The following is a 20,534-nucleotide window of genomic DNA, read 5'->3' as shown; positions in this document are numbered from 1 at the left end:
TGCATGAGACAGGCTGGGCGACGTCGCTCATGTCCCCGCGGCGACCCGTGGGGATACCAGGGGATCGCCCAGCCCACGGGCCGTGGTCGCAAGCCGGCTGGCCGTCCGGCTGCTGTGGCCCAGCGCCGGGATGTTGTACCGCGTTTGGTGCGGGAACGCGATCTCCGTCCCCGGGATGAAATTGGGTCGTTTCTGGTTCGATTTCTCGGACCGGCGGAACAAAATGCCGTAAACGCCAGAATTGAACCCGTTTGCGGGCCATGTAGACAGCAACGGCAACGCGGTCGACACCGACGCGTGCACCACCGCCTGCAAGGACGCCGCGTGCGGCGACGGCTTCGTCTGGGCCGACGCCGAGGCGTGCGACGACGGCAATCAGGCCGACGGCGACGGCTGCGAGAGCGACTGCAGCGTCACCCCGGCGCAAAAGATCATCTTCGTCACCAGCCAGATGTACACCGGCAACCTCGGCGGCCTCGCCGGCGCCGACGCCAGGTGTCAGCAGCTCGCCGAGGCGGCCGAGCTCCCGGGCACCTACCTGGCGTGGCTCAGCGACGTCAACGCCTCGCCCGCCTCGCGCATGACCAAGGCCGACGTGCCCTACGTGCTGTCCAACGGCACCAAGGTCGCCGACAACTGGGCCGACCTCACCGACGACTCCCTCGACGCCCCGATCAACGTCACCGAGCTCGGCGGCCCTGCGCCGATCGGCGACACGATCTGCGCCAACGGCGGCTTCGCCACCGTCTATACCGGGACCTCCGCCAGCGGCACCCTCATCAGCGTCAATGCCACGTGCAAGAACTGGACGACGGAGTTCGCCAACGCGTACTGGGGCCACGCCGACGTCGTCAACGACAATTGGTCGGAGTGGTGCACGAGCGGCAAGTGCTCGTGGCTGTCGCCGATCTACTGTGTGCAGCAGTAGGACTAAGTCAAATTCATCTCGACATATCGAGCACTTATCGTGCTCGGAAGCGCGTCTCCCCGACGTCTCCAACGCGCGGAGCGCGCTAGAGCTGCCGCCCCGGCGGTTTGCAGCGGGCCCTGGCAGAGCTTCTGATCGACGTTTTGGCGTCTCAGGCTTGCGCGAGCATTCTACTGGAAACGCATTCGGAGGTGGCGTGCTCGTCGGATGCCACGGACATTCGGGACGGCCTGAACCGTCTCGCCACCCGATTTTCTCGCAGAGTAACCTACTTGGGCACGTGCTTGAGCGGCGAGCCGCGGAGAACTACGCTCCTTCTAGCGAAGTTCTTCCTCGACGCGCCGAAGTGAGCAATTCGCCCGCCTCTCGGCCGGCTCATGCGGCCATGTCGCCATGGTGTCCAGCTCGCGCGGTAGCCCTGCTCGATAGCGAGCGCCCGGACGACGGCGCGGCCTTCATCCGGACCGTTGCCGACTCAGGCACTGGACCCGGCGCGAGATGAAATTGCTTGATCGCAACACCCACAACTCGGAACCGCTGGTGAGATTCGTCGCCGTCCGCTGCGAACTGGACGTTCCCCTCGGCGCCAAGGGCGGAAGCGGCGTCCTGCACAAGATGGAGACGCGCGCCGCGTTCCTGTCGGACCCGTCGGATCGGATCCGGTTCGTACTCGACAGCACACAGGTCCGCGACCGCCCGAACCTCGCGGCCGTGCGACCGCACGAGAGCTCGGAGGCGATCGTCGGCACGCCCCGCTACATGGCGCCCGAGCTGTGGCGCGCCGCGATGACCTGCCGCAGGGACTCGCTCACGAGGAGAAGGAGTTCGACGGAGGACGCGAAGCGGGCGCCCGCCGGGGTGGCGGCCCCGAGGATCTCGGCGCCGCGCCGCGCCGCGGCCGCCAGGGCGTCGTTCATCTGCACGGTAGCGAGGAGGGACTGGATTAGCATGTCATCGTCGACGGCATAGCGCTCGCGGCGCACGCCGGGAGTTCGTTCCCGCCTGAGCATTCCCTGCTGTTCGAGGTAGGCGATGGCGTGCGAGACGGACGCGGGGCTGATGCGAAGCCGCTGAACCAGTTCGGCGGCGGTGAGGGTGCCGGAGTCGGTGACGTACAGAGTGACCAGCACCCTGGCCGTCATCCGTGGCATCCCCTGCTGAACCAGGAGAGCGGTGAAGGACTCGGTGAAGTCCTGGACTGCTCGAGGGTCACGCCCATGACCGCTGTCAGGGGTCGGCGGCGCCGACGTCCGAGCCTGCTTGCGTCGGCGCGCCCGCTGCCGGGTGGCCTGGTGCGCCCGGTCCGCCCTGTAGTCGTCGGGTCCCCCGTTGCGAGCGACCTCCCGCATGATGGTCGAGGCGGGCCTCCCCAGGTGCTTCCCGATCTCCGTGTATCCGAGTCCCTCGGCCAGCCCCGCGGCGATGTGCTGACGCTCCTCGTGGGTGAGCCTGTCTCCGGGCACGTTCGTCTCCTCTCTGCCGGGCGCCCCGCGTACCCCCGCCGCACAGTATGCGTTCACCCGGAGCTCATTGCAATTTCAGATCTTGATCGTCTCTTGCGTTCAGCTTCATCCTCATTGCAACAGGACCTGACATGGGAGTAATTTGGGGGGAGAACCCCAGTTTGGTTGTTGACGGATCCATGAACGCAATGTAGCTTCGCAGACGTTCAGCGATCCCCGAACGTTGGCAATTGACCGATGGCGCGGCGATCCTGTCCGTGCAGTCGAATGTCGTAGCAGAGAGGAGCACACAATCATGTCCGTCACCCTGACCGATCAGGACAAGCTCACCCTGCGGACTGCCGCGTACGGCGCTGTCTCGCTGTTGGCCGCCGCCAGTGCCGCCAGTGCCGCCGGCGGCTCGCCGCACGAGATCGCCACCGACGCCTCCCGCTCCCTGAGCTCCGCGACCGGCCTGGTCGGGCACGTGCTCGCCGAGAAGCCCGAGGACGTGCAATGGGACGGCAAATCCGTAGCCGCACTCGTCGACCGGGTGCTGCCCGCTCTGAGGGCAGCCATGAGCCTGCTCGGGAAGCAGGCCCCGGGCGAGGCCGACAACTTCCGCGGCACCATCAAGGTCGCCATCGAAGCAGCCAACCGGACCCACACGGGGGAGCCCAGCTTCACCATGGCCGAGATGGCCCGCAAGATCACGGCAGCCCTCGACGCCGCGGACAGCGGTGCCCTGCCGAAGGCCGCTGCAGGGCAGGATCGCCCGGAGCTGCAAACGGCTATCCAGGAGATCGTCGATTCAGGATTCGCCGGGGTGCAGCTGCGCGTGCATGATGCGCGGGGCGAGTGGGTCGGCAGCGCCGGGGTGCGCGAGCTGGGCGAGACGGCGAAGCCGCCGACGAACGGGCATTTCCGGGTGGCCAGCATTACCAAGACCTTCACCGCGACCCTGGTGCTGCAGCTGGTGGCCGACGGCAAGATCGGGCTGGACAGCCCGGTGGCCGACGACCTGCCCGAGTTCGGGCTGGACCGGCGGATCACCGTGCGGATGCTGTTGCAGCACACCAGCGGGTTGTTCAACTTCACCGGCGAGTACTACCCCGATGGGACGGTCGTGCCGGGGATCCCCTGGCAGGGCCAGGAGTGGGTGGACAACCGGTTCAAGACCTACCGGCCGCAGGAGCTGGTCGAGCTGGCGTTGTCCAAGCCGGCCCGGTTCGAGCCGGGGACGGACTGGAGCTACTCCAACACCAACTACGTGCTGGCCAGGCTGCTGGTCGAGAAGGTCACAGGCCGCTCGTTCCCCGAGGAGATGCAGCGGCGGATCCTGCGGCCGCTCGGGTTGTCGGGCACCGTGGTGCCGGAAGCCTCGCCGGAGATTCCCGAGCCGCACGCCCACGGCTACTACACGTACCAGGACGCCGCCCAGTGGAAGACGGTCGACATCACCCGCATGAACCCCTCCTGGGTCTCCACCGGCGGAGACATGATCTCGACCACGCGGGATCTCCACCTGTTCATCTCCGGGCTGATGGGCGGGAAGCTCCTGCCGGCCCCACTGCTGGCCGAGATGTGCGAGCCGCATCCGACACCGTTGCCGACGATGGGCTACGGCCTGGGGGTGTTCGTGCAGGACATGGGTCCGAACCGCGGCACCCTGATCACCCACAACGGCGGTTTCGCGGGCTGGGCGGCGCTGATGTACAGCACTCCCGACGGCGGCAAGACGCTGACCGCCTCGCTGACCACCGGAGACGCTGCGCTGGAATTCGCGGAGTGGGCGGCGGCGTTCCAGAAGGCGCAGCAGCGGCTCGTCGACGAGGTCTTCCGCGGCGGGCAGGCCGGGTCGGATGACGAGGCCGAGCCGGCCCGGTAGCCGGGGCCGAGCACCGCGGACCCGCGACCCTTGAACGTGACGCGCTGTCTCGCCCTCGCCGCCGCCGTCGCGCTCGGATGCGGCAACGACAGCTCGGCGGCATTCTCGACCGGCCCGGGCGTCACCTCCGTGGCGCACACGTCGAGCAGCTCGGGCAACGCGACGACGTCGACCTCGACGTTGAGCTCGACCAGCGGGGCGCCGAGGACAGCGCCGCCGCGAGCAGCTCGGGCGCGGCGTCGACGTTCGACATGGCCCCGCCGCCCGACCTCGGCGATCCGACCCCCGCGGGCTGCAAGGGCAAGATCGATTTCGTGTTCGCGATCTCGGAGCTCGGGACGATGGTGACCGAGCAGGCCCAACTGATTGCCAGCCTGCCCGGGTTCATGGAGACGATCGCGGCCGACTTCGCCGACTTCGATCCGCACGTCATCTCGATCCACACGGACGGCAAGTGGCGCGGCCAGTTCTGCGAATCGCCGACGTGGTGCCTGAACCTGGGCAACTGCGGTCCGAACGCGATCGGCTACGAATGCGGGAAGTACGTCGATCAGGTCCGGACCTGCGACAAGACCCTCGGGGCCGGGCTCATCTTCAACGCGGGGCCCTACGCGTACAACAAGCCGTGCGACCTCTACGGCGGGAACCGCGACATCATCCATGATGAACACGAACACCAGGAGCGCGTCGGGTCGGAGAAAGCCGGCGTTGCAGCCCTCGGGCCCGTTGATCTCAGGTGACAGGGCCGCGACCAGCGAGTCGGCGAGCGGCGGATCGTCGCCGAAGGTGCCCACCTGCGCGATGCATTGGAACGCTTCGACCGGGTCTGGCTCGCCGGCGGCAGAACGGCTTGGGCTCGCCCTCCAGCAACTGCGGGATGACGGCGAGCGCGACGACCGCGTCCTCGTCGCCCCCCTTGGACCCGACGATCGCTGTGCAGCCCGGCGCACCACGAGCGCGGGTGCCCGGGTGCGCCTCCGGTCGGTGCGGGCGACGCCCGCGAGACGTGGGGCGCCGCGACCGCCCGAGTTCGAGCCTGTGCGACCCTCTCAAGAAACGGCCCTCTCCGCGCGGCCCGGGCCTGGTTCGCAGGACGTCTTCTCGTCGCGGGGCCCAGGCCTGCGGGGCGCGGACGATCAGGCCGCCGGGCGCATCTCGACTTCGTAGCCGAGGCTGCGGATGCGGCGCGCGAGTCGTGATGCGGTGCGCTGGCGGTCGTTGCGGTTGAAGTGCTCGGCACCGAGGTCGCGGTAGGGCTCGTGGTCGCGGAGGATCCCGTGGACTGCGGTGAGGATCGCCGCGGCAACGGCTCCGATCGCCTTCTTCTTGCCTTGCCGCGCTCGGACGCGGAGGAAGAGCGCCCGGAGATAGCCCTCCCCGCGGATGCTCGACCAGGCACACTGGATAAGCATCGTCTTGAGCCACGCGTTGCCCTTGCGCATGCGGTTGGAGCGGCGCTTGCCGGCGCTCTCGTCCATGCGTGGACACAGACCTGCCCAGGAGCGCAGGTGACCGGCCGAGCGGAAGCGGTTCATATCGACGCCGACCTCCGCGATGATGGCCTGCGCGGCCGTCGTTCCGACTCCAGGGATCGTCTGGAGCAGTTCGACGGCTTCAGAAAAAGGGCGGAGCTCGGCCTCGATCCGCTTCTCGACATCGGCGATCGACGCCTGCAGGGCGTCGATGAGCCGGAGATGCGTCGAGATGAGCATCCGGTGATGGTCGCGCACGCGGCCGTGGAGCGCCTCCATGAGCTTGCCGCGCTTGGCCTTCAGCGTCCCACGAGCAAGCCCCGCGAGCTTCTCCGGGTCGCTCTCGCCGGCGACCATCGCCTCGAGCATCGCCCGCCCGCTCTTCCCGAGGATGTTGGAGGCGACCGACGCGAGCTTGATGTTGCAGGTCTCCAGCACCTTCTGGATCCGCTGCGTGTGCTCGACGACCTCGCGCGAGAGCTGCTTCCGCGTCCGGGTCAAGTCCCGCAGATCCGCGATCGGCTCGGGTGGCACGAAGCTCGCGCGCACGAGCCCGTGTGCGATCAAGTCCGCGAGCCACATCGCGTCGTTCATGTCGGTCTTGCGCCCGGGCACGTTGCGGACTTCGTGCGCGTTCGCCAGCACCAGCTCGACACGGCCCGTGAGCACGGCCCAGACGGGCTTCCAGTACACGCCCGTCGCCTCCATCACTGCGATGACGCAGCCGCGGTCCTCGAGCCAATCGCCCAGCCCGATCAACTCCGAAGTGCTCGTGCCGAAGGTTCGAACCTCCCGGTCGACCTTGTTGCCCTTCATGCACCGCACGCAGGCGACGATGCTGTCCTTGTGGACATCCATGCCCGCGCACGTCCCGTACATCACTTCCATGACGTTCCTCCGTGAAGAACGCCGGCGCGAGGGCCCCTAACTCGAAGTCTCTCAAACGCGCTCCAGCGAGTCCCAGGACCCGCTGCTCGCAAACAAGGGTGCTCACGGGCCCTCCGGTCCAACTCAGAAACGGGCTCACCCTGCGCCAGTGCGTGAACGACCTCTTTGCCGGCATTCGCGGCAAAGCTAACCCAGTGTGCGAATCCGCGCCAAGCCCGCCATCGGCCTCCCGCGAGGGTTCCAGGGCCGTTTCATCCCCGCGGGTCGGCGCCAGCCGGTGGGTAACTCAGAACGTGGTGAGCGTCAGATTCATGGTGGTCGCGTCCACCGCCTCGTAGCCGATGTAGAGCGTCAGTACGCCTCCGTTATAGGTTCCGGTCACCTCATCGATCGGCAGCGTCGCCGAGCCGAAGGTGCTGATCGGCGTCCCATCGAGCGCGACCGCGCCGGCGGAGAGCCTGACCCAGAAGACCTCGGAGGGGAAGGACACGACAGGGGGCGAGGAGGGGGAGGACGGAGCGATCCTGCCGCGAACCGGTTCTACCAGTGAGATCCAGATCCCGTCCACGCTGAAGGGGTACGGAGCGTCCACCGCGTCGTAGAAGGTGCCCGCGTACTCCGCGTAGTGCAGGCCGAAATTCTTGATCGTGATGTCGCAGGCGTGCCCGACGCAGTTCTCGACGCTGTAGTCGATGAAGCCGAGGTTGTCGCTGCCGACCGACGCGTGGGCGCCGCTGTCGAACAGGAGGTCGCCGCTGAAGTGGAAGGGTTCGACGTTCTTCTCGGGGTCTTCGATGCGCAGATCGTAGTACCGATTATGGCACTCTTCCTCCACGTCGCTGACCCACTCCATGGTGAGGCCGTCGAAGACGCTACAGTCGAGATACCCCTCAGGCCGATAATTGGTGCCGTATTCCTCGAGGTAGAGATCGTGCGCCTCGAGGCACACCTTCGTGCACAGATCGGACGCGGCGGACTCGTTCGCTGCGATCACGCAGTAATTGCGCCCGCCGGGCTTCGTATAGGGGCAACGATCCGTCTCTTCCTCGCTGTAGGGCCAATCCTCGTAGACGAACCCGCAGGCCGAGCCGGTCGAGCCGACGCAGCGCCACGGGCGGTCGGCCTGGGGATCGCCGCTGGGGCCGAGGTTGCACCAGGGGTCCGGCTCGAGGCCGAGGCTGGGGTACACGTCGATCAATTCCGCCAAGGTCGTGCAGTAGCTCTCGCGCGAGCATTGGTCATAGTGCCCCGTGTTCAAGGGGAGCATGTTCGTGGCGGCGGGCACTTCGTCAAAGTCCTCGAACGGCCGCGCGACGTTGCAAAGCTCCATGGAGTCGAATTCGAACGTCGGGTAGTCATCGACCAGGGTGTACGCGTCCTGGACCTCATTCGCCTCGTAGTCCTGCGGGTCTCCGCCGAATGTCCGCGCGCAGATCGCCTGGAGGTATTCCGTCTTGAGCCCGTACGTGAAACAGTCGGGGTCCGCCGGCTGATAGCTCCCCCCGATCGAGTCAGTGGGCACGCAAGTGACCATCGGCGGCTCGTTCGCGCCGGTCGCTGCTCCGGTTCCGCCTGCCGGACGGCATTCCACGAACCGTCCGTCCAGGTCGGAGATGTCCCAGTCAGGAGGCAGTGAAGGGGGGTCCGGGGGACTCCATGAGGCAGAATTGATGGCCGGTTCGGCGGTGCTGCAGCCGAGGAGCGCTGCTGCGCCCGCGATCGTGAGCGCCACGCACATCGCGCTGCGTTGCCAGTTCTCCTGCTTTGAAGTGACGTTGCTGATGCTCATCGTTTCTCTCCGTCCTGCCGTCTTTGCGGCATCCTCGACGGCGCACGCATCAGCAACCGACGTGCCTCGAATTTGTCGTGGAGTTCTGCGAGCCGGCGGCGATGTGTCGGCGCGGGACCGGAGGGCAGCCCCGGGGCGCCCCATGGGGCCGCGCGAGGCGCCCGGGTGGCGCGCCCCGGGGCCAGGGGCGAGCCGAGGCGATGGGATGAAATCAACGATCGGTGCTGGTGCGTGCGTTCGGTTCGAAGGGCTGTCGCGGGGCGCGGGCGGGGCAGCTTTCACATCGCGGCGCCGACGAGCGAGCGGGCCGCTCCGCGCGGTCGGTCCCGCCGGTGAAGATCGTGCGTGCGAATCGCTCTTCCAGCTCGGCCGCCTTGCCGCCGGTGTTCGTGAGGACGATGAGCATGAGCTCCGCTCGAGGATAGTAGGTCACCTTCGCGCTGAACGAGCTGAAGGAGCCGCTCGGACCGATCGCCCGCTGACCGTCCAGGCAATACGAGCGGATGCCGAGGCCGTAAAAGGCCGCCTCGCCCGGCGGGCCGGCGATGCTGCCGTCCCGGAGCCGCGCCGGGGCGAGCATCGACGCGACGGTCCGCGGGCTGACGATCCGTCCGTCGAAGAAGGCGGTGAACCAGGCCGAAAGCTCCGGGACGGTCGAAAGGAGGGCGCCCGCCGCGTAGACGAAGCTCATGTCGAGCGGGGGCCCATGGACGAACGCGCCGCGGCGGCCGAGCGCGGGCACGTAGCCGGACGCGCGCCCGCGAACGAGGTCGATCCCGTCGTCGACGCGGGTACGGCCGAGCCCGGCCGGCGAAAAGACGTGCGCCGCCAAATACTCGCCGTAGGACCGGCCCGTCACGCGCTCGACGATCAGACCGAGGAGGACATAGTTGGAGTTGCTGTAGGACCATCGCGTCCCGGGAGCGAAGTCGAAGGGGACGGGCTGCGCAGCGATGTGCCGCACGAGGTCCTCGGGCGTCGCACCCATTCGCTCGAGCACGGGGCTGGAGCCCGCATACTCGTGGATCCCGGAGCTGTGGCTGAGCAGGTGCCGCACCGTCACTTCGTCCGCGCGAGGGAAGGCGGGCAAAAAGCGCGCGAGCGGGTCGTCGAGGCCGAGCTGGCCGCGCTCGACCAGTTGCATGATCGCTGCCGCCGTGAACACCTTGGTCACCGAGAAGATCCGGAAGACCGTATCGGGCGTGATGCGGGTGCCCTGCTCGAGATCGGCAGATCCGAAGCCCCTGCTGAAGACGAGGCGGCCCTGGCGTACGACTCCCACCGCGAGACCCGGGACTTCGCCGTCGGCGACCGCGCGGCGGGCGGCGGCATCCAGTCGCTCCAACGCAGCGGACGCCAGATGGAATGGGTGAGGCGCGGCCGTGGAGGCGCACTCAGGCGGAGGCTCCGGCGAAGCGGCCGCGAGCGCTCCTCCGCCGGTCCCGATCGTCAGCACGACGCCGGCGAGGATGAGCAGTCGGTCGGTCCAGGTCATGACGATCCTCGGTCGCTGCACGGAGGCGGATCAGCGTATGTACGGGGCGACATTGTCGGCGATGGCCCTGAATTCTTCCTCGGTCAGCGGCAGCCGACGGAACTGCTCCCACGCCGTCCGCGCCGTGAAGCGGGGGCCGCCGGCGGGCCGATCCGTCCCGAAGAGGATCCGCTCCGTCCCGATCTGGCGGAGGCGCCGAGCGATCGGCTCGAGTTGCTCCGGCGTCATGAAGTCCATCACGTTCGAGGCGACGTCGAAATAGACGTTACGCAGGCGAGGATCACCCGCCTCGATCGCCTCGGCGAATGCGGCGAGCGCTTCGCCGCCGTGCGCGGGGCCGTGCCCCGCGAGGTGCATGATCTGGATCGGGACGTCCGGGGCCATGGGCAGGATCCGGTCGAGGTAGATCGCGACGTGTCGGCGGCCGAAGTCGAGGTCCTGATTGGCGATATGCGCGGCGATCGCCAGGCCATGCCGATTGGCGGCGTCGAACACGCGCTGCAGCTGCTCCACATGGGCCGGGTTGTCGAGGTCGACGTTGGCGTCGGCGATGTGCAGCTTGATCCCGCGGAAGGCGGGGATCGTCGCGCAGCGGGCGATCTCGTCGAGCGCGTAGCGCTTCAGCGGGTTGAAGCTGCAGAAGCCGACCAGGCGGGTGGGAAAGCGGGCGACCTCGGCCGCGACCCAGTCGTTCTCCTCGCGCACGCGGGCAGGTTCGTCGTGGACCGGGGGCAGGATCGAACTGCCCCACCAGTAGGCGCTGGAGGGCACCATCGCCTTCTGGACGCCTGCGGCGTCGAGCTCGGCGATCAGCGCGTCCGCGGGGGCGGCCTCGGCGCGCGCGGGGGCGGTGAGGTGCAGCGATTCGGCGGCGATGAGCCAGTCGCCGCCAGTCGGAGCGGGTGAGGCGACCGGCCTGGCTCGACGCCGTCGAGGCGAGGCTCGATACAGCGGCGCCGCCGTCGACGACGGACCTGGCGCGCGAGCTCGGACTGAACCCCGCCTGGCTGGCCCAGGCCTACCGCGCAGCGATCGGCGAGGGCATCGGCGAGACCGTACGGCGCAAGCGGGTGGAGCTGGCGACCAGCCTCCTGCGCGGCTCGGACGCGCCCGCCGCCGAAATCGCCGTCGCGGCCGGATTCTGCGATCAGAGCCACATGATCCGCGCTTTCCGCAGTCTCATCGGTCGCACGCCGTCGCAGGTCCGCGCCGAGTGGCAGGCGCCGAAACGTCGCGCGCGCTAGCGGAGGCCGCCCCGCGCGGGCTCGACGCTCGCCGCCTCGCTCACTCGACCTTGAGGTACCGCAGCACCACCTCGAATGCGCGGGTGTTCACGGCCCAGCACTCGTCGTCTGCCGCGCGCGCCGGGCCGTACAGACCGAGGAAGAACCACGCGTCGGGGCGCTCGCCGATCCACGCCCGCACCTCCATGGGCACCGGGCCGAGCGCGGCGACCGCGGTCGCGTGCCACGTGCGCTCGAAGTCTCGCCGTGGTTCGCCGGGCAGCAGCGGCGGCACCTCCAGCGTCGCGCCGGCGCGGCGGACGTCGTCGATGAAGCGGGCCAGGAGCTTGTGCGGGTCCGACTCGGCGTCGCGGGCCACGGTCACGAACGCGAGGGTGCCGACCGCGACGTTCTCGACGCGCTGGACCAGCTTGATCTGCAGCGCGCGCTCGTCGTTGCCGGGGTCCTCCGTCAGCGTCCACGACTCCGGGTACAGCAGCAGGAAGTCGCCGGGGAGGTGGCGCGAGTAGCTCAGGAGCCGCTCCGCCAGCGGCCAGTCGACGGGGTTCAACAGGCTGACGCTCGTCACCGCGAGGAAGATCGCCTCGGCCTCGCTGGGGTAGTTCGGCGCCAGCGCGCGGCCTTCGATCAAGAACAGGCGGTTGTAGTTCTTCATCGCCAGCCAGCGCGTCACCAGCGGCTCGTCGCTCGTCGGGCTGCGCGTCAAGACGTCGGCGACCGTCCCGCCCTCGGTCCTCACCTCGCGGCGCTCCAGCAGCTCGACGCCGAGGCGGTCGAGGTAGATGTCGAGCCACTGCGCCGGGGCGACCTCGCGGGTCAGCATGCACGCGTGGACCTCGACCTCGGCGGTGACGAGCGTCGCGTTGCGATAGACCCCGAGGCTGACCAGCGGGCCGCCGACCGTCGGCGGCGTGACCGGGGTGTCGAGCGCACCCCAGCCGTTGGGGATGACGATGCTGAAGTGGAACGACTCGTCCGGGCAGCGCTTGTCGTCGCAGCGCCAGAAGTGCTTGAGGACGAGCTCTCGGGAGCGCTGGGGGCGGGTGGGAAACGGCAGGGACGAGGCACTCATCGGTCCGCTCGCGTCATACTAACCGCCGATGAACACCGTGGGGCAGCCCTCGGCGATGGCGTTGGGCACGCCGCCGGAGCCGGAGCCGGTGACGGGACGGCCGTCGGCCCCCGGCGGTTGGTTGGGGTCGGGCGGGTCCTCCCGATAGGGCCGGCCGATGCTGATGTCGATGTCGAGCCCGAGCACGAGCTCGCCGAGCGCTCCGATGTGAAAACGCTCGGTCTGGCGGTCGAAGAAGGCCCACAGGCCGCCGCCGCCGCTCAGTCCGGCCGCCGCGCCGCCCTTGACCCGCGCGTCGATCGTCCAGCCGATGAGAGGAATGGCGATCGACCGGCGCCCCGACACGTCGCCGCCCACCACCTCGGCCCCGGCCTTGCCCATCAAGCGGAAGCCGACGCGGCGGCCGTCGTCCCCGAGCAGCGCGTCGCCCTCGGCTTCGGCGTGAAAGAAGCGGTACTCGCCGCCGAGCTCGAGCATCGGGTTGCGGCCGTTGTCTCCGGCCGGCCCGAACAGGAGGGAGCCGCCCTGCCGGAAAGTGGTCGCCGAGGCCTTTCCGCTGACGGATCCCGCGTTATAGGGGTTGCCCGCTCCGAACAGCCGGTCGCCTCTGGAGTAGCTGGCGCGCCCGCTGACGGAGAACGCGTCCAGCTCGTGGCGAGCGCCGAGCTCGACGCCGCCGACGTCGCGGAACCCCTGGTTGCGCATGCGCAGCAGCGCCGCGTCGGCGCTCGCCGTGTCGCGGACGCCGTCGCCGTCGCTGTCGAGGAGCCGCGCCTCGGCGTAGGGGCCGCGCGCGGGGATGTTGTTGTCGGCGCACTGGTTGAAGAGGCCGTCGGTCGAGACCTGCAGCGGCGCCGCCCCGCCCGCCGGACCGAGCGCCGCCGGGCAGCCCGCGCCCGCCCTGCCCGCCGCGTTGCAGCCGCAGAGGTGGCCCTTGCGCGCCGCCTGGGCGCCCTCGATGAACACCGTCGACGAGCCCTCGACGATCACCCCGCCGACGTGGGCCGGACACACGTGCGGATCGCCGCGGCGCGCCGCCGGCAGCCCGCCGATGAACGTGTGCGACGCGCCCTGGGCGATCGTGCCGACGTGGACCGTCGGGTCCGTGGTGCGTGCGGCCTCGTGCATACGATCACATGTTGATCTTCACGTTCGGCCCGCCGCGGATCGTCAGGTCGCCGCCCTTGGCCGTCAGCGCCACCGTCGTCGCGCCCTCCGCCTTCAGGTCGGCGGCCGTCGAGACCAGCTCGATCGTCCCGCGCGCGATCAGGCGGATCGTGCCCTCGGCCTCGAGCGTGATGTCGGGGCCGTCGAGGGTGAGGGTCGCCTGGCCGGTCGTCAGGCGGTACTTCCTGTCGCTCATCTCCGTCCCGGTCGGAGGGATCGTCGGCGGCGGCTGCGACGGCTGCGCGATCGTCACCGTCTGCTTGATCCCGACGAGGGTGCTGTCGACCGTCCCGATCGTCGTGTTGCGGCTGGCGCCGACGCGCCGCGTCTCGCAATTCTCGATCACCGAATTCATGTCCTTTTGGCCATGTATGAAGATCTCTTCGGCCCCGCGCAGATCTTCGAAGCGGATCTCGTTGTAGCCGCCCCCGCCCGGCGAGCTCTCGGTCTTGATGGTGCTGCGCGTCTTGTGGTCGGGGAGGTCGTAAGGGAAGGGGTTGCTGCCGTCGTAGACGCGCCCGACCACGATCGGGCGATCCGGGTCGCCCTCGAGGAAGCCGACCAACACCTCGTGGCCGATCCGCGGCAGGAACACCATGCCGTAGCCGGGCCCGGCCCACGGGTGACTGACGCGGATCCAGCACGAGCTGCGCTCGTCGAAGCCGTCGCGCCGGTCCCAGTGGAACTGCACGATCACCCGCCCTTGCGCGTCGGTGTGGATCTCCTCGCCTTCGGGGCCGACCACGGTAGCCGACTGAAACCCTTGCACGACCGGCCGGGGCGTCACGCGCGGCGGCCGGTAGACCGTCCGCCGGGGGATGCAGTGGAATTCGTTGTGGTACGAAAATTGCCCGAACGCCTGCTCGTCGAGCACCTGCGGCTGGCTGCCGCGGTGCAGCACACGCAGGAGCAGGAACTCGCCGTTGTGGTGGGCCGTCGGGTGGTCCGCGAGCTCCAGCCAGTGGCCGGGCGCCAGGCGAGCGCAGTCGGTGCGGCCGTTGTACTCGCGCCGACCCGCCTGGAGCTCCGCGAGCCGGGTCTTGACGATGGTCGCGCCGAAGTCCGGCCCGCCGCGACCGGGGTCGCGGTATTCGCCGGGGTAGTCGTAGATCTCCCACTCCGCCTTGACGTCGACCTGCTCGCTCACCTCCATGCGCTCGTCCGGGCGCGGGAAGTAGAAGTCGCGCAGCGTCGCCCGCCCCGGTCGCATCGCCTCTCGCATGCAGAACGTGCCCACGTGCTCGCCGGAGTTGATGAAGCCGCTGTCCTCGCGGTACGGCAGCAGCGGCCCGCCCGGCATGGCCGGACAGACGCTGTTCGCGTCGCACAGGACGAGCACGTGCTCGCGTTCGCGGTGCTCGAAGTAATAGAAGATGCCGTCCTCCTCGAGCAGCCGGCTGACGAACGCGAGGTCGGTCTCGCGGTACTGCACACAATAGTCGCGCGGCGCGTACGTCTGGTGCAGCACCGCCCGGACCCGCGGCGCCGAGATGCCGTGCTCGCGGAGCACCGCCTGCACGATCTCCGGGGTCGTCATGCCCTGGAAGATCCGCGAGCCCCGCCGGTTCTGCAGGCACCACAGGCGCGGCACGAGCCGCAGCAGCAGCCGCGTGTACGCGCCTGCGCGCCCCATATACTCGACGCTGTGGATGTAGCCGTGGACGAAACGCGCCTCCACCAGCCCCTCGATCGTCAGGCACGCCTCGCGGTCGAGCAGGTCCTCGTATTCGTCGTCGGCGCAGGCGACCTCGATGCGGTACTCGTAGATTTCCGAGACGCCCTCCGCGCCCTCGAACTCGAGGACCCGCGGCTCCTGGCCGCCGGCCACGACGAGCTTGAATAGCGGCTGGTTGCCGAGGAAGTAGAGGAGCTTGACGAGCGAAGAGGACGGCATCGTCGACGGCACGCAGTGTGCCATGGCCCGCGAGCCCATGACAGCAGGGGGCGCTCGTGAATGCGCGGGGGATCGAACCTCGCGGAGCGAATCACAGGGCCACAGTCGAGCATGGCCGGGACCCGCTCGCGCTGAAACGCGCAGCAGAGCGATGAGGGGGTGCCCGAGCGTCGGCGCGGGCTCGCTCGGCGCTCGCAGGCTCGTCGACGGTGGACGCTGTGCCGTCTTGCCCGTGCCGCTGGCCACCGCCCTTTCGCACAGGCGGCCAGGCAATCGCGTTTCGTGTAATCACGGTCCTGCAACGGGCGCAGGATGGAGCGTGCGCAGGGACCAGCCAGAAGCTGCCGATCGTCTCGCGCGCCGGCGCGCGAATGCTCGCGCCAGTGCGGGAACTCGCGGGCATGCGCGGCCAGGAGCTCGAGCTCGAGCTGAGCCAACCTCGTGCGCCGGCAACAGCGGGCCCCGACGGGGCCGGGCATGGCCGCGTCGGAGGGGCCGAGTCCCCGGTTCCCCCAATCATCGTGGCCCGCCGGGTCCCGACGGCGCGACTCCTGGTCGGCCTGCGGATGATCCGAGATACCTCGGGCCGCAGTGATGAATGGCTCGAGCTCGAGAACGTGGATCGATGAATGCGGGTGAAGAGTGTTCATATTCGTCAACGGCCCGGCACCCGCGGCGGCCCGTCACGGGTGCCACGATCGTTTTCCTGGCAGCGGGCGATCGCCAATGGACACTCGCGGGCGTGCGCAACCAGGAGCGCGAGCGCCCGCGCCGGCGCGTCGGCGGCGAGCGGGGCCTGAGCGAGTAGCTCGACCTCGCGGGCGAGCGTGTCGCGTTCTGGCGGTCCCCCGCGTGCGGCACAGGTCGCTACGACCGGCGGCGTGGCGGCTCACGCCGACGAGCGGGCTCGGTCCCCGGGCCAGGGCGACGATGATGTCCGACGTCCTGGAGTCCCTGGGTGACATGACCCTGGGCTTCGAGATCCCGCATTCTTTCTCCCGCGCATCACCGTCCAGTCCGCGGTATTTGCATCGGCAAGGACTGCGGAGATCGCGACCTCGACCGGAGGCAAATGTCGAGGGACACCGACCGTGCCATGGGTCAGGTGCTCGCGGTCGCTCCGCGACCTGCGCCAACACGCCTGCTGTCCATCCGGCGCGGCGTGGGTCTCCGGGTCGAGCGGCGGCAAGCTCGTCTCGATTCGCAGCCCGAAGGCCGTCCAACACCGCGACGCAGTGGACCGCTCGCGTCTCGCAATACCGCCGTCGTCTCGGCCCCGGTGGCCAACATCCTGTCTCACTTCGGGACCTCGGACAGCGGGTACTACGTGACCCCCTACGCAATGGCCGGCGAGGTCTGGGAGGCCCGCGAGAAGTATCATGCATTGTCGCCCGTCGAATATCTCGAGCACGCGACGACCCCGACCTTGATCCTGCAAGGCGAAGAAGATCAGCGCTGCCCGATCGGGCAGGCCGAAGAGGTGTTCGCCACGCTCATCCGCGCCGGGAAGGCGCCGGTCGAGTTCGTACGCTACCCCGGGGGCGACCACCACCTGGCGGAGCAGGGCCCTCCGTCCCACCGCATCGATTACACGCGACGCATCGTCGAGGGGGTCGAACGCTGGTCGGCTTGCCGGTCATGAGCCGTCGGTCCGACGACGCGGCCGGTTCGTCGTGGGCAGAGAGTCACGGGACCCGGGACGTGCCCGCCCGCGCTTGTGAACCGTCGCCGGTGGTTCGACTTGGGGCGCAGCCGCGATCTGAAGTTGAGGCCGCTTCCCCGCCCGCTTCCGGCCCCTGAGCAGGCGGCCGGGTGGGGCATGTTCACGGCGCCTCGCGGCGAGCTCGCAGCGCGTAGAGCTTCGTGCCCGCGCCAGATGTGAGCCGGCCGGCATGCCGGTTCCCGTGCGGTCGCGCGCGGGAGGCATGGGCAAACCCCTGGGCACCCGGGGTCGCAGCGCCGCGCGTTCTCCTGCAGCGGAAGGCCGCGGGCTCGCAGACGGGCGCGCTGGGCCGGCCTCTGCGGCTTGGGCCCATCATGTCGCCGGTCGGGTTCGCTTTCGGCCCAGCGAGACCCCCCTTCCTCCGCTGCGCTCGCCCCTTTTTTAAAAAATTCCGCCCGTCCGCGGCTCGGCGTGTCGATCCGGCGCACCCTCGTTCGTCGAGCAAGGGGGAGCGGGGGGCCGCCCCCACCGAGGGCACCGACCATGCTGACGTTCATGAGAGATCTGACCATGGGAACTCTTTTCACCCGCCCGACGAAGATCGGTGCGTTCGTTCTGGCGCTCGCCGCTGCCGGCTGCGACGACGGCGGCGGGGGTGACGACGAGGGGCCGGACGCGCGCTGGGTCGCCGCCTGGGCGACGAGCATGATGGAGCCGGAGCCGGCGATCATCGAGACGAAGTCGCGCAGCTTCAGCGACGAGACGCTGCGCCAGACGGTCACCGTCACCGCCGCGGGCGATCGGGTCCGGCTGCGGCTCTCGAACCTGTTCGGGAGCCAGCCCCTCGAGCTCGCCGAAGTCCGGGTGGCGAAGGAGCAGGAGCCCCTCGTCACGGCGCCGGGGAGCGATCGCCAGGTCCACTTCGCCGGCCGGCCGGGCGCGACGATCCCGGCGGCGGCCGAACTGCTCAGCGACGGCGTGGACCTCGAGGTGAGCCCGGGCGATCGCCTGATCGTCAGCATCTACGCGTCGAAGCCGTCGGAGCTCGCGACCTGGCACCCGTTCTCGTTCACGACGCACGCCGTCGCCGAGGGCAACCAGGCGGCGAGCGAGCGCCTGACCGAGCCGAGCACGCTTTCTTCCGCCTTCTGGCTCGCCGGCGTCGACGTCGAATCGGCGGAGACCGACAAGGTCGTCGTCACGTTCGGAGACTCGATCACCGACGGCTCCTATTCGACCGTCGACGCGCGCAGGAGCTACCCCGATCGGCTCTTCGCGCGCTTGCAGGACGACCCGGAGACCCGCTCGGTCGCGGTCGTCAACCACGGGCTCGGCGGCAACAGGCTGCTGCGCGACTCGGTCGGTCCGAGCGGGCTGTCGCGCTTCGAACGCGACGTCCTGGGCACGCCGGGAGTGACCCACGCCATTGTCCTGATCGGCATCAACGACATCGGCATGCCGGGATTCGTGGGACCCTCCGAGCAGGTGACGGCGGACGAGCTCATCGACGGGCTCGAGTCGCTCGCCGACCAGGCGAAGGCGAAAGGGGTCAAGGCCTTCGTCGGCACGATCTTGCCGTTCGAGGCGGCGTTTCCACCTTACTACACGATCGAAGGGGAGGAGATTCGCCAGGCCGTCAACACGTGGATCCGCGACAACGACGCATACGACGGGGTGATCGACTTCGAGGCCGCCGTGCGCGACCCGGAGCATCCCACCCGGATCCTCGCCGCGTTCGACGGCGGCGATCACCTGCACCCCAATGACGCCGGCCATCAGGCGATGGCCGACGCCGTGCCCCTGTCGCTCTTCAAATAGCGCGACCGTCGACACCGACCGGCCGGCGTTCCGGTGCGGCGACCTGTCGACGAGCCGTCGATCGCATCGGCTCCACCGGCGAGCATCCCGGGCGACCCTCAGCGCGGGAAGTCGGTCGAGACCGCCACGGCGCGCCACGCGTCGAGCTCCTTGGCCACGAACGCGTTCTTCGCCTCGATGGCCGCGACGGCGTCGCTGCCGAGCGGCAGACGCAGCGGGGGATGCTCGGCGCGGGAGAGGTCGACCATCACGCGAGCGAGGCGCACCGGGTCGCCCGGCTGCCGGAGGCTGACCGACTTCGCGACCGCCCGCACCTTGCCGGCCGAGTCGGCGTAATCGGCGATGCTCGCGTCCGTCTCGACCACCGACTGCGCCTCGAGGAACTCGGTCCGGAAGTACCCGGGCTCGACGACGGTGACCCCGACGCCGAGCGGCGCGAGCTCGGCGTGCAGCGCCTCCGAGAGGCCCTCGACGGCGAACTTGGTCGAGCAGTAGACGCCGAAGCCGGGGCCCGACCGGTAGCCGCCGACCGACGACAGGTTGATGATGAGCCCCGAGCGCTGCTTCCTGAGCGTCGGGAGCACGGCGCGGGTGACCGCGAGCAGCCCGAAGACGTTGGTCTCGTAGAGCCGCCGCACGTCCTCGCCGGAGGTCTCCTCGACCGCGCCGATCAGCCCGTAGCCGGCGTTGTTGACGAGCACGTCGATCCGCCCGAAACGGGCCAGCGCCGCCTCGACCGCGGCCGCGACCGACTGCTCGTTCGTCACGTCGAGCGCGACGGGCAGCAGTGATTCGGAGCTGCCGAGCCGCTCGGTGATTCGCCTCGGATCGCGCGCGGTCGCCACGACCTCGTCACCCGCCGCCAGCGCGGCGCTCGCGATCTCCGCACCGATCCCGCGCGATGCCCCCGTGATGAACCAAACCCGTTTCGATTGCTTCGTGACCATGATGAGTTCCTTTCGACGAGGAGAACGTAGCGCCGTCGATCGTGAAGAAAAACCGGCCAGCGATGAATGCTTTGTGAACTATGGCTTCACAATCGATGCCGGGGGTCGACACGTGCAACGGGCCTCGAGCCAGCCACGAAGCCGCCCGCTCGGGCCGGCTGCGTCGGACCGCGCCGGGCCGCGCCGGCCTCGTCATCACGCCGACCATGGGGCCGTCACGGGCTTCGAGATCCTGTCGGGCGACGACGACCTCGTGCGGTGCGCCGGAGCTTTGCAGCCGCGCTCTCACCCCTCGTCGGGCCCGTCCGTGCGCCGCGCGGAGTCCCGAACAGGTCCGCGGGCGACGGCACGGCGCCGCTCGCGGGGCGGGAGGCGAGCCTCGGCGGCGAACGCTCGGCGGCCTCTTCCTTGCGGGGCCGGAATTCCGCGCCGGTCCGCGACTCAACGCATGGGTGCGACCGAGAGGCCGCGCCGTCGAGTGGGTCGGCGGTCGGGCCTTGAGCTGCAGGAACTCCCTGTTCTCGGCCCGCCACAGGGCGCGACCGCGGAGGGTCCACGACCAGTGCTCGTCCAGCAGGAAGCCGCCGCGGTGCCGCACGAGCTCGGCGAGCGCGCGCGCGAGCGCGGGCGTGTCCCTCGCGTCGATGACGATCCGCGACAGACGCACGCGCCGGAAGAACAAGCCGATGACGAGCTCCACGCCGAGCTGGTGCCACTGGCTCGTCGGTACGAACGCGGCGACGTCCTGACCTCTCACGACGACCCCTTCGCGCGCGCGTGCCGATCGAACGGCTGGCGTCGGTCACGAAGGCCCGAAGCGCGCTCGC

Annotated in this window: 15 protein-coding genes; 6 read left to right on the top strand and 9 right to left on the bottom strand. The window is 69.4% G+C overall.

Annotated features, from left to right (window positions below; translation table 11 throughout):
- The first annotated feature begins 241 nt into the window (after positions 1-241).
- Positions 242-928, top strand: coding sequence for a hypothetical protein (locus NAEX_RS05740; protein ID WP_096326514.1), 687 nt, complete (start codon positions 242-244; stop codon positions 926-928).
- Between the two features lie 755 nt (positions 929-1,683).
- Here the strand turns inward: NAEX_RS05740 and NAEX_RS05735 are convergent.
- Positions 1,684-2,391, bottom strand: a complete 708-nt coding sequence (locus tag NAEX_RS05735; RefSeq protein WP_096326513.1) for a GbsR/MarR family transcriptional regulator — start codon at positions 2,389-2,391, stop codon at positions 1,684-1,686.
- A 667-nt stretch (positions 2,392-3,058) separates the two neighbouring features.
- On the opposite strand from NAEX_RS05735, the gene NAEX_RS05730 reads away from it, so the two are divergent.
- Both NAEX_RS05730 and NAEX_RS05725 read left to right on the top strand, forming a co-directional pair.
- Positions 3,059-4,258 carry a serine hydrolase domain-containing protein gene (locus tag NAEX_RS05730; protein ID WP_420814159.1) on the top strand — a complete coding sequence of 400 codons (1,200 nt, stop codon included), beginning with the start codon at positions 3,059-3,061 and terminating at the stop codon, positions 4,256-4,258.
- A gap of 77 nt (positions 4,259-4,335) precedes the next feature.
- Entirely contained in the window at positions 4,336-4,998 is a 663-nt protein-coding gene (locus NAEX_RS05725) for a hypothetical protein (protein WP_096326512.1), read from the top strand.
- Between the two features lie 396 nt (positions 4,999-5,394).
- On the opposite strand, the gene NAEX_RS05720 is transcribed toward NAEX_RS05725, so the two are convergent.
- The 4 genes from NAEX_RS05720 to NAEX_RS05705 form a co-directional block, all read right to left on the bottom strand.
- Positions 5,395-6,618 carry an IS110 family RNA-guided transposase gene (locus tag NAEX_RS05720; RefSeq protein WP_096326511.1) on the bottom strand — a complete coding sequence of 408 codons (1,224 nt, stop codon included), beginning with the start codon at positions 6,616-6,618 and terminating at the stop codon, positions 5,395-5,397.
- A 286-nt stretch (positions 6,619-6,904) separates the two neighbouring features.
- On the bottom strand, positions 6,905-8,407 hold the full coding sequence (locus NAEX_RS05715) for a hypothetical protein (RefSeq protein ID WP_143141518.1): 1,503 nt from the start codon (positions 8,405-8,407) through the stop codon (positions 6,905-6,907).
- A gap of 211 nt (positions 8,408-8,618) precedes the next feature.
- Entirely contained in the window at positions 8,619-9,902 is a 1,284-nt protein-coding gene (locus tag NAEX_RS05710) for a serine hydrolase domain-containing protein (protein ID WP_096326509.1), read from the bottom strand.
- A gap of 30 nt (positions 9,903-9,932) precedes the next feature.
- Complete coding sequence (locus NAEX_RS05705) at positions 9,933-10,676, bottom strand: amidohydrolase family protein (protein WP_245913618.1); 744 nt, start codon at positions 10,674-10,676, stop codon at positions 9,933-9,935.
- Between the two features lie 128 nt (positions 10,677-10,804).
- Here NAEX_RS05705 and NAEX_RS52765 point away from each other — a divergent pair, with 128 nt between their 5' ends.
- Positions 10,805-11,146 (top strand): helix-turn-helix domain-containing protein, encoded by a 342-nt coding sequence (locus NAEX_RS52765; protein WP_096326507.1) that lies wholly within the window; start codon positions 10,805-10,807, stop codon positions 11,144-11,146.
- Positions 11,147-11,186: 40 nt separating this feature from the next.
- Here the strand turns inward: NAEX_RS52765 and NAEX_RS05695 are convergent, their stop codons facing one another.
- Genes NAEX_RS05695 through NAEX_RS05685 form a run of 3 tightly spaced genes read right to left on the bottom strand, consistent with a single transcriptional unit; the run spans position 11,187 to position 15,279 of the window.
- Positions 11,187-12,218, bottom strand: coding sequence for a hypothetical protein (locus tag NAEX_RS05695; RefSeq protein WP_096326506.1), 1,032 nt, complete (start codon positions 12,216-12,218; stop codon positions 11,187-11,189).
- An 18-nt stretch (positions 12,219-12,236) separates the two neighbouring features.
- Positions 12,237-13,346 carry a PAAR domain-containing protein gene (locus NAEX_RS05690; RefSeq protein WP_096326505.1) on the bottom strand — a complete coding sequence of 370 codons (1,110 nt, stop codon included), beginning with the start codon at positions 13,344-13,346 and terminating at the stop codon, positions 12,237-12,239.
- A gap of 4 nt (positions 13,347-13,350) precedes the next feature.
- Positions 13,351-15,279: a type VI secretion system Vgr family protein gene (locus NAEX_RS05685; RefSeq protein ID WP_170135495.1), complete on the bottom strand. Its 1,929-nt coding sequence runs from the start codon at positions 15,277-15,279 to the stop codon at positions 13,351-13,353.
- A gap of 1,096 nt (positions 15,280-16,375) precedes the next feature.
- Here NAEX_RS05685 and NAEX_RS49720 point away from each other — a divergent pair.
- Together NAEX_RS49720 and NAEX_RS05670 are read left to right on the top strand one after the other, a co-directional pair.
- Positions 16,376-16,921 (top strand): alpha/beta hydrolase family protein, encoded by a 546-nt coding sequence (locus tag NAEX_RS49720; protein WP_211302354.1) that lies wholly within the window; start codon positions 16,376-16,378, stop codon positions 16,919-16,921.
- A 591-nt stretch (positions 16,922-17,512) separates the two neighbouring features.
- Positions 17,513-18,760 carry an SGNH/GDSL hydrolase family protein gene (locus NAEX_RS05670; protein ID WP_170135493.1) on the top strand — a complete coding sequence of 416 codons (1,248 nt, stop codon included), beginning with the start codon at positions 17,513-17,515 and terminating at the stop codon, positions 18,758-18,760.
- 98 nt (positions 18,761-18,858) lie between these two features.
- Here the strand turns inward: NAEX_RS05670 and NAEX_RS05665 are convergent, their stop codons facing one another.
- Entirely contained in the window at positions 18,859-19,707 is an 849-nt protein-coding gene (locus tag NAEX_RS05665) for an oxidoreductase (RefSeq protein WP_096326500.1), read from the bottom strand.
- Positions 19,708-20,534 lie beyond the last annotated feature (827 nt).

The organism is Nannocystis exedens (assembly GCF_002343915.1).
In the GTDB taxonomy this organism is placed as follows: Bacteria; Myxococcota_A; Polyangia; order Nannocystales; family Nannocystaceae; genus Nannocystis; species Nannocystis exedens.
The sequence above is the reverse complement of the archived record's forward strand: the minus strand, read 5'-3'. Positions and strand labels throughout refer to the sequence as shown.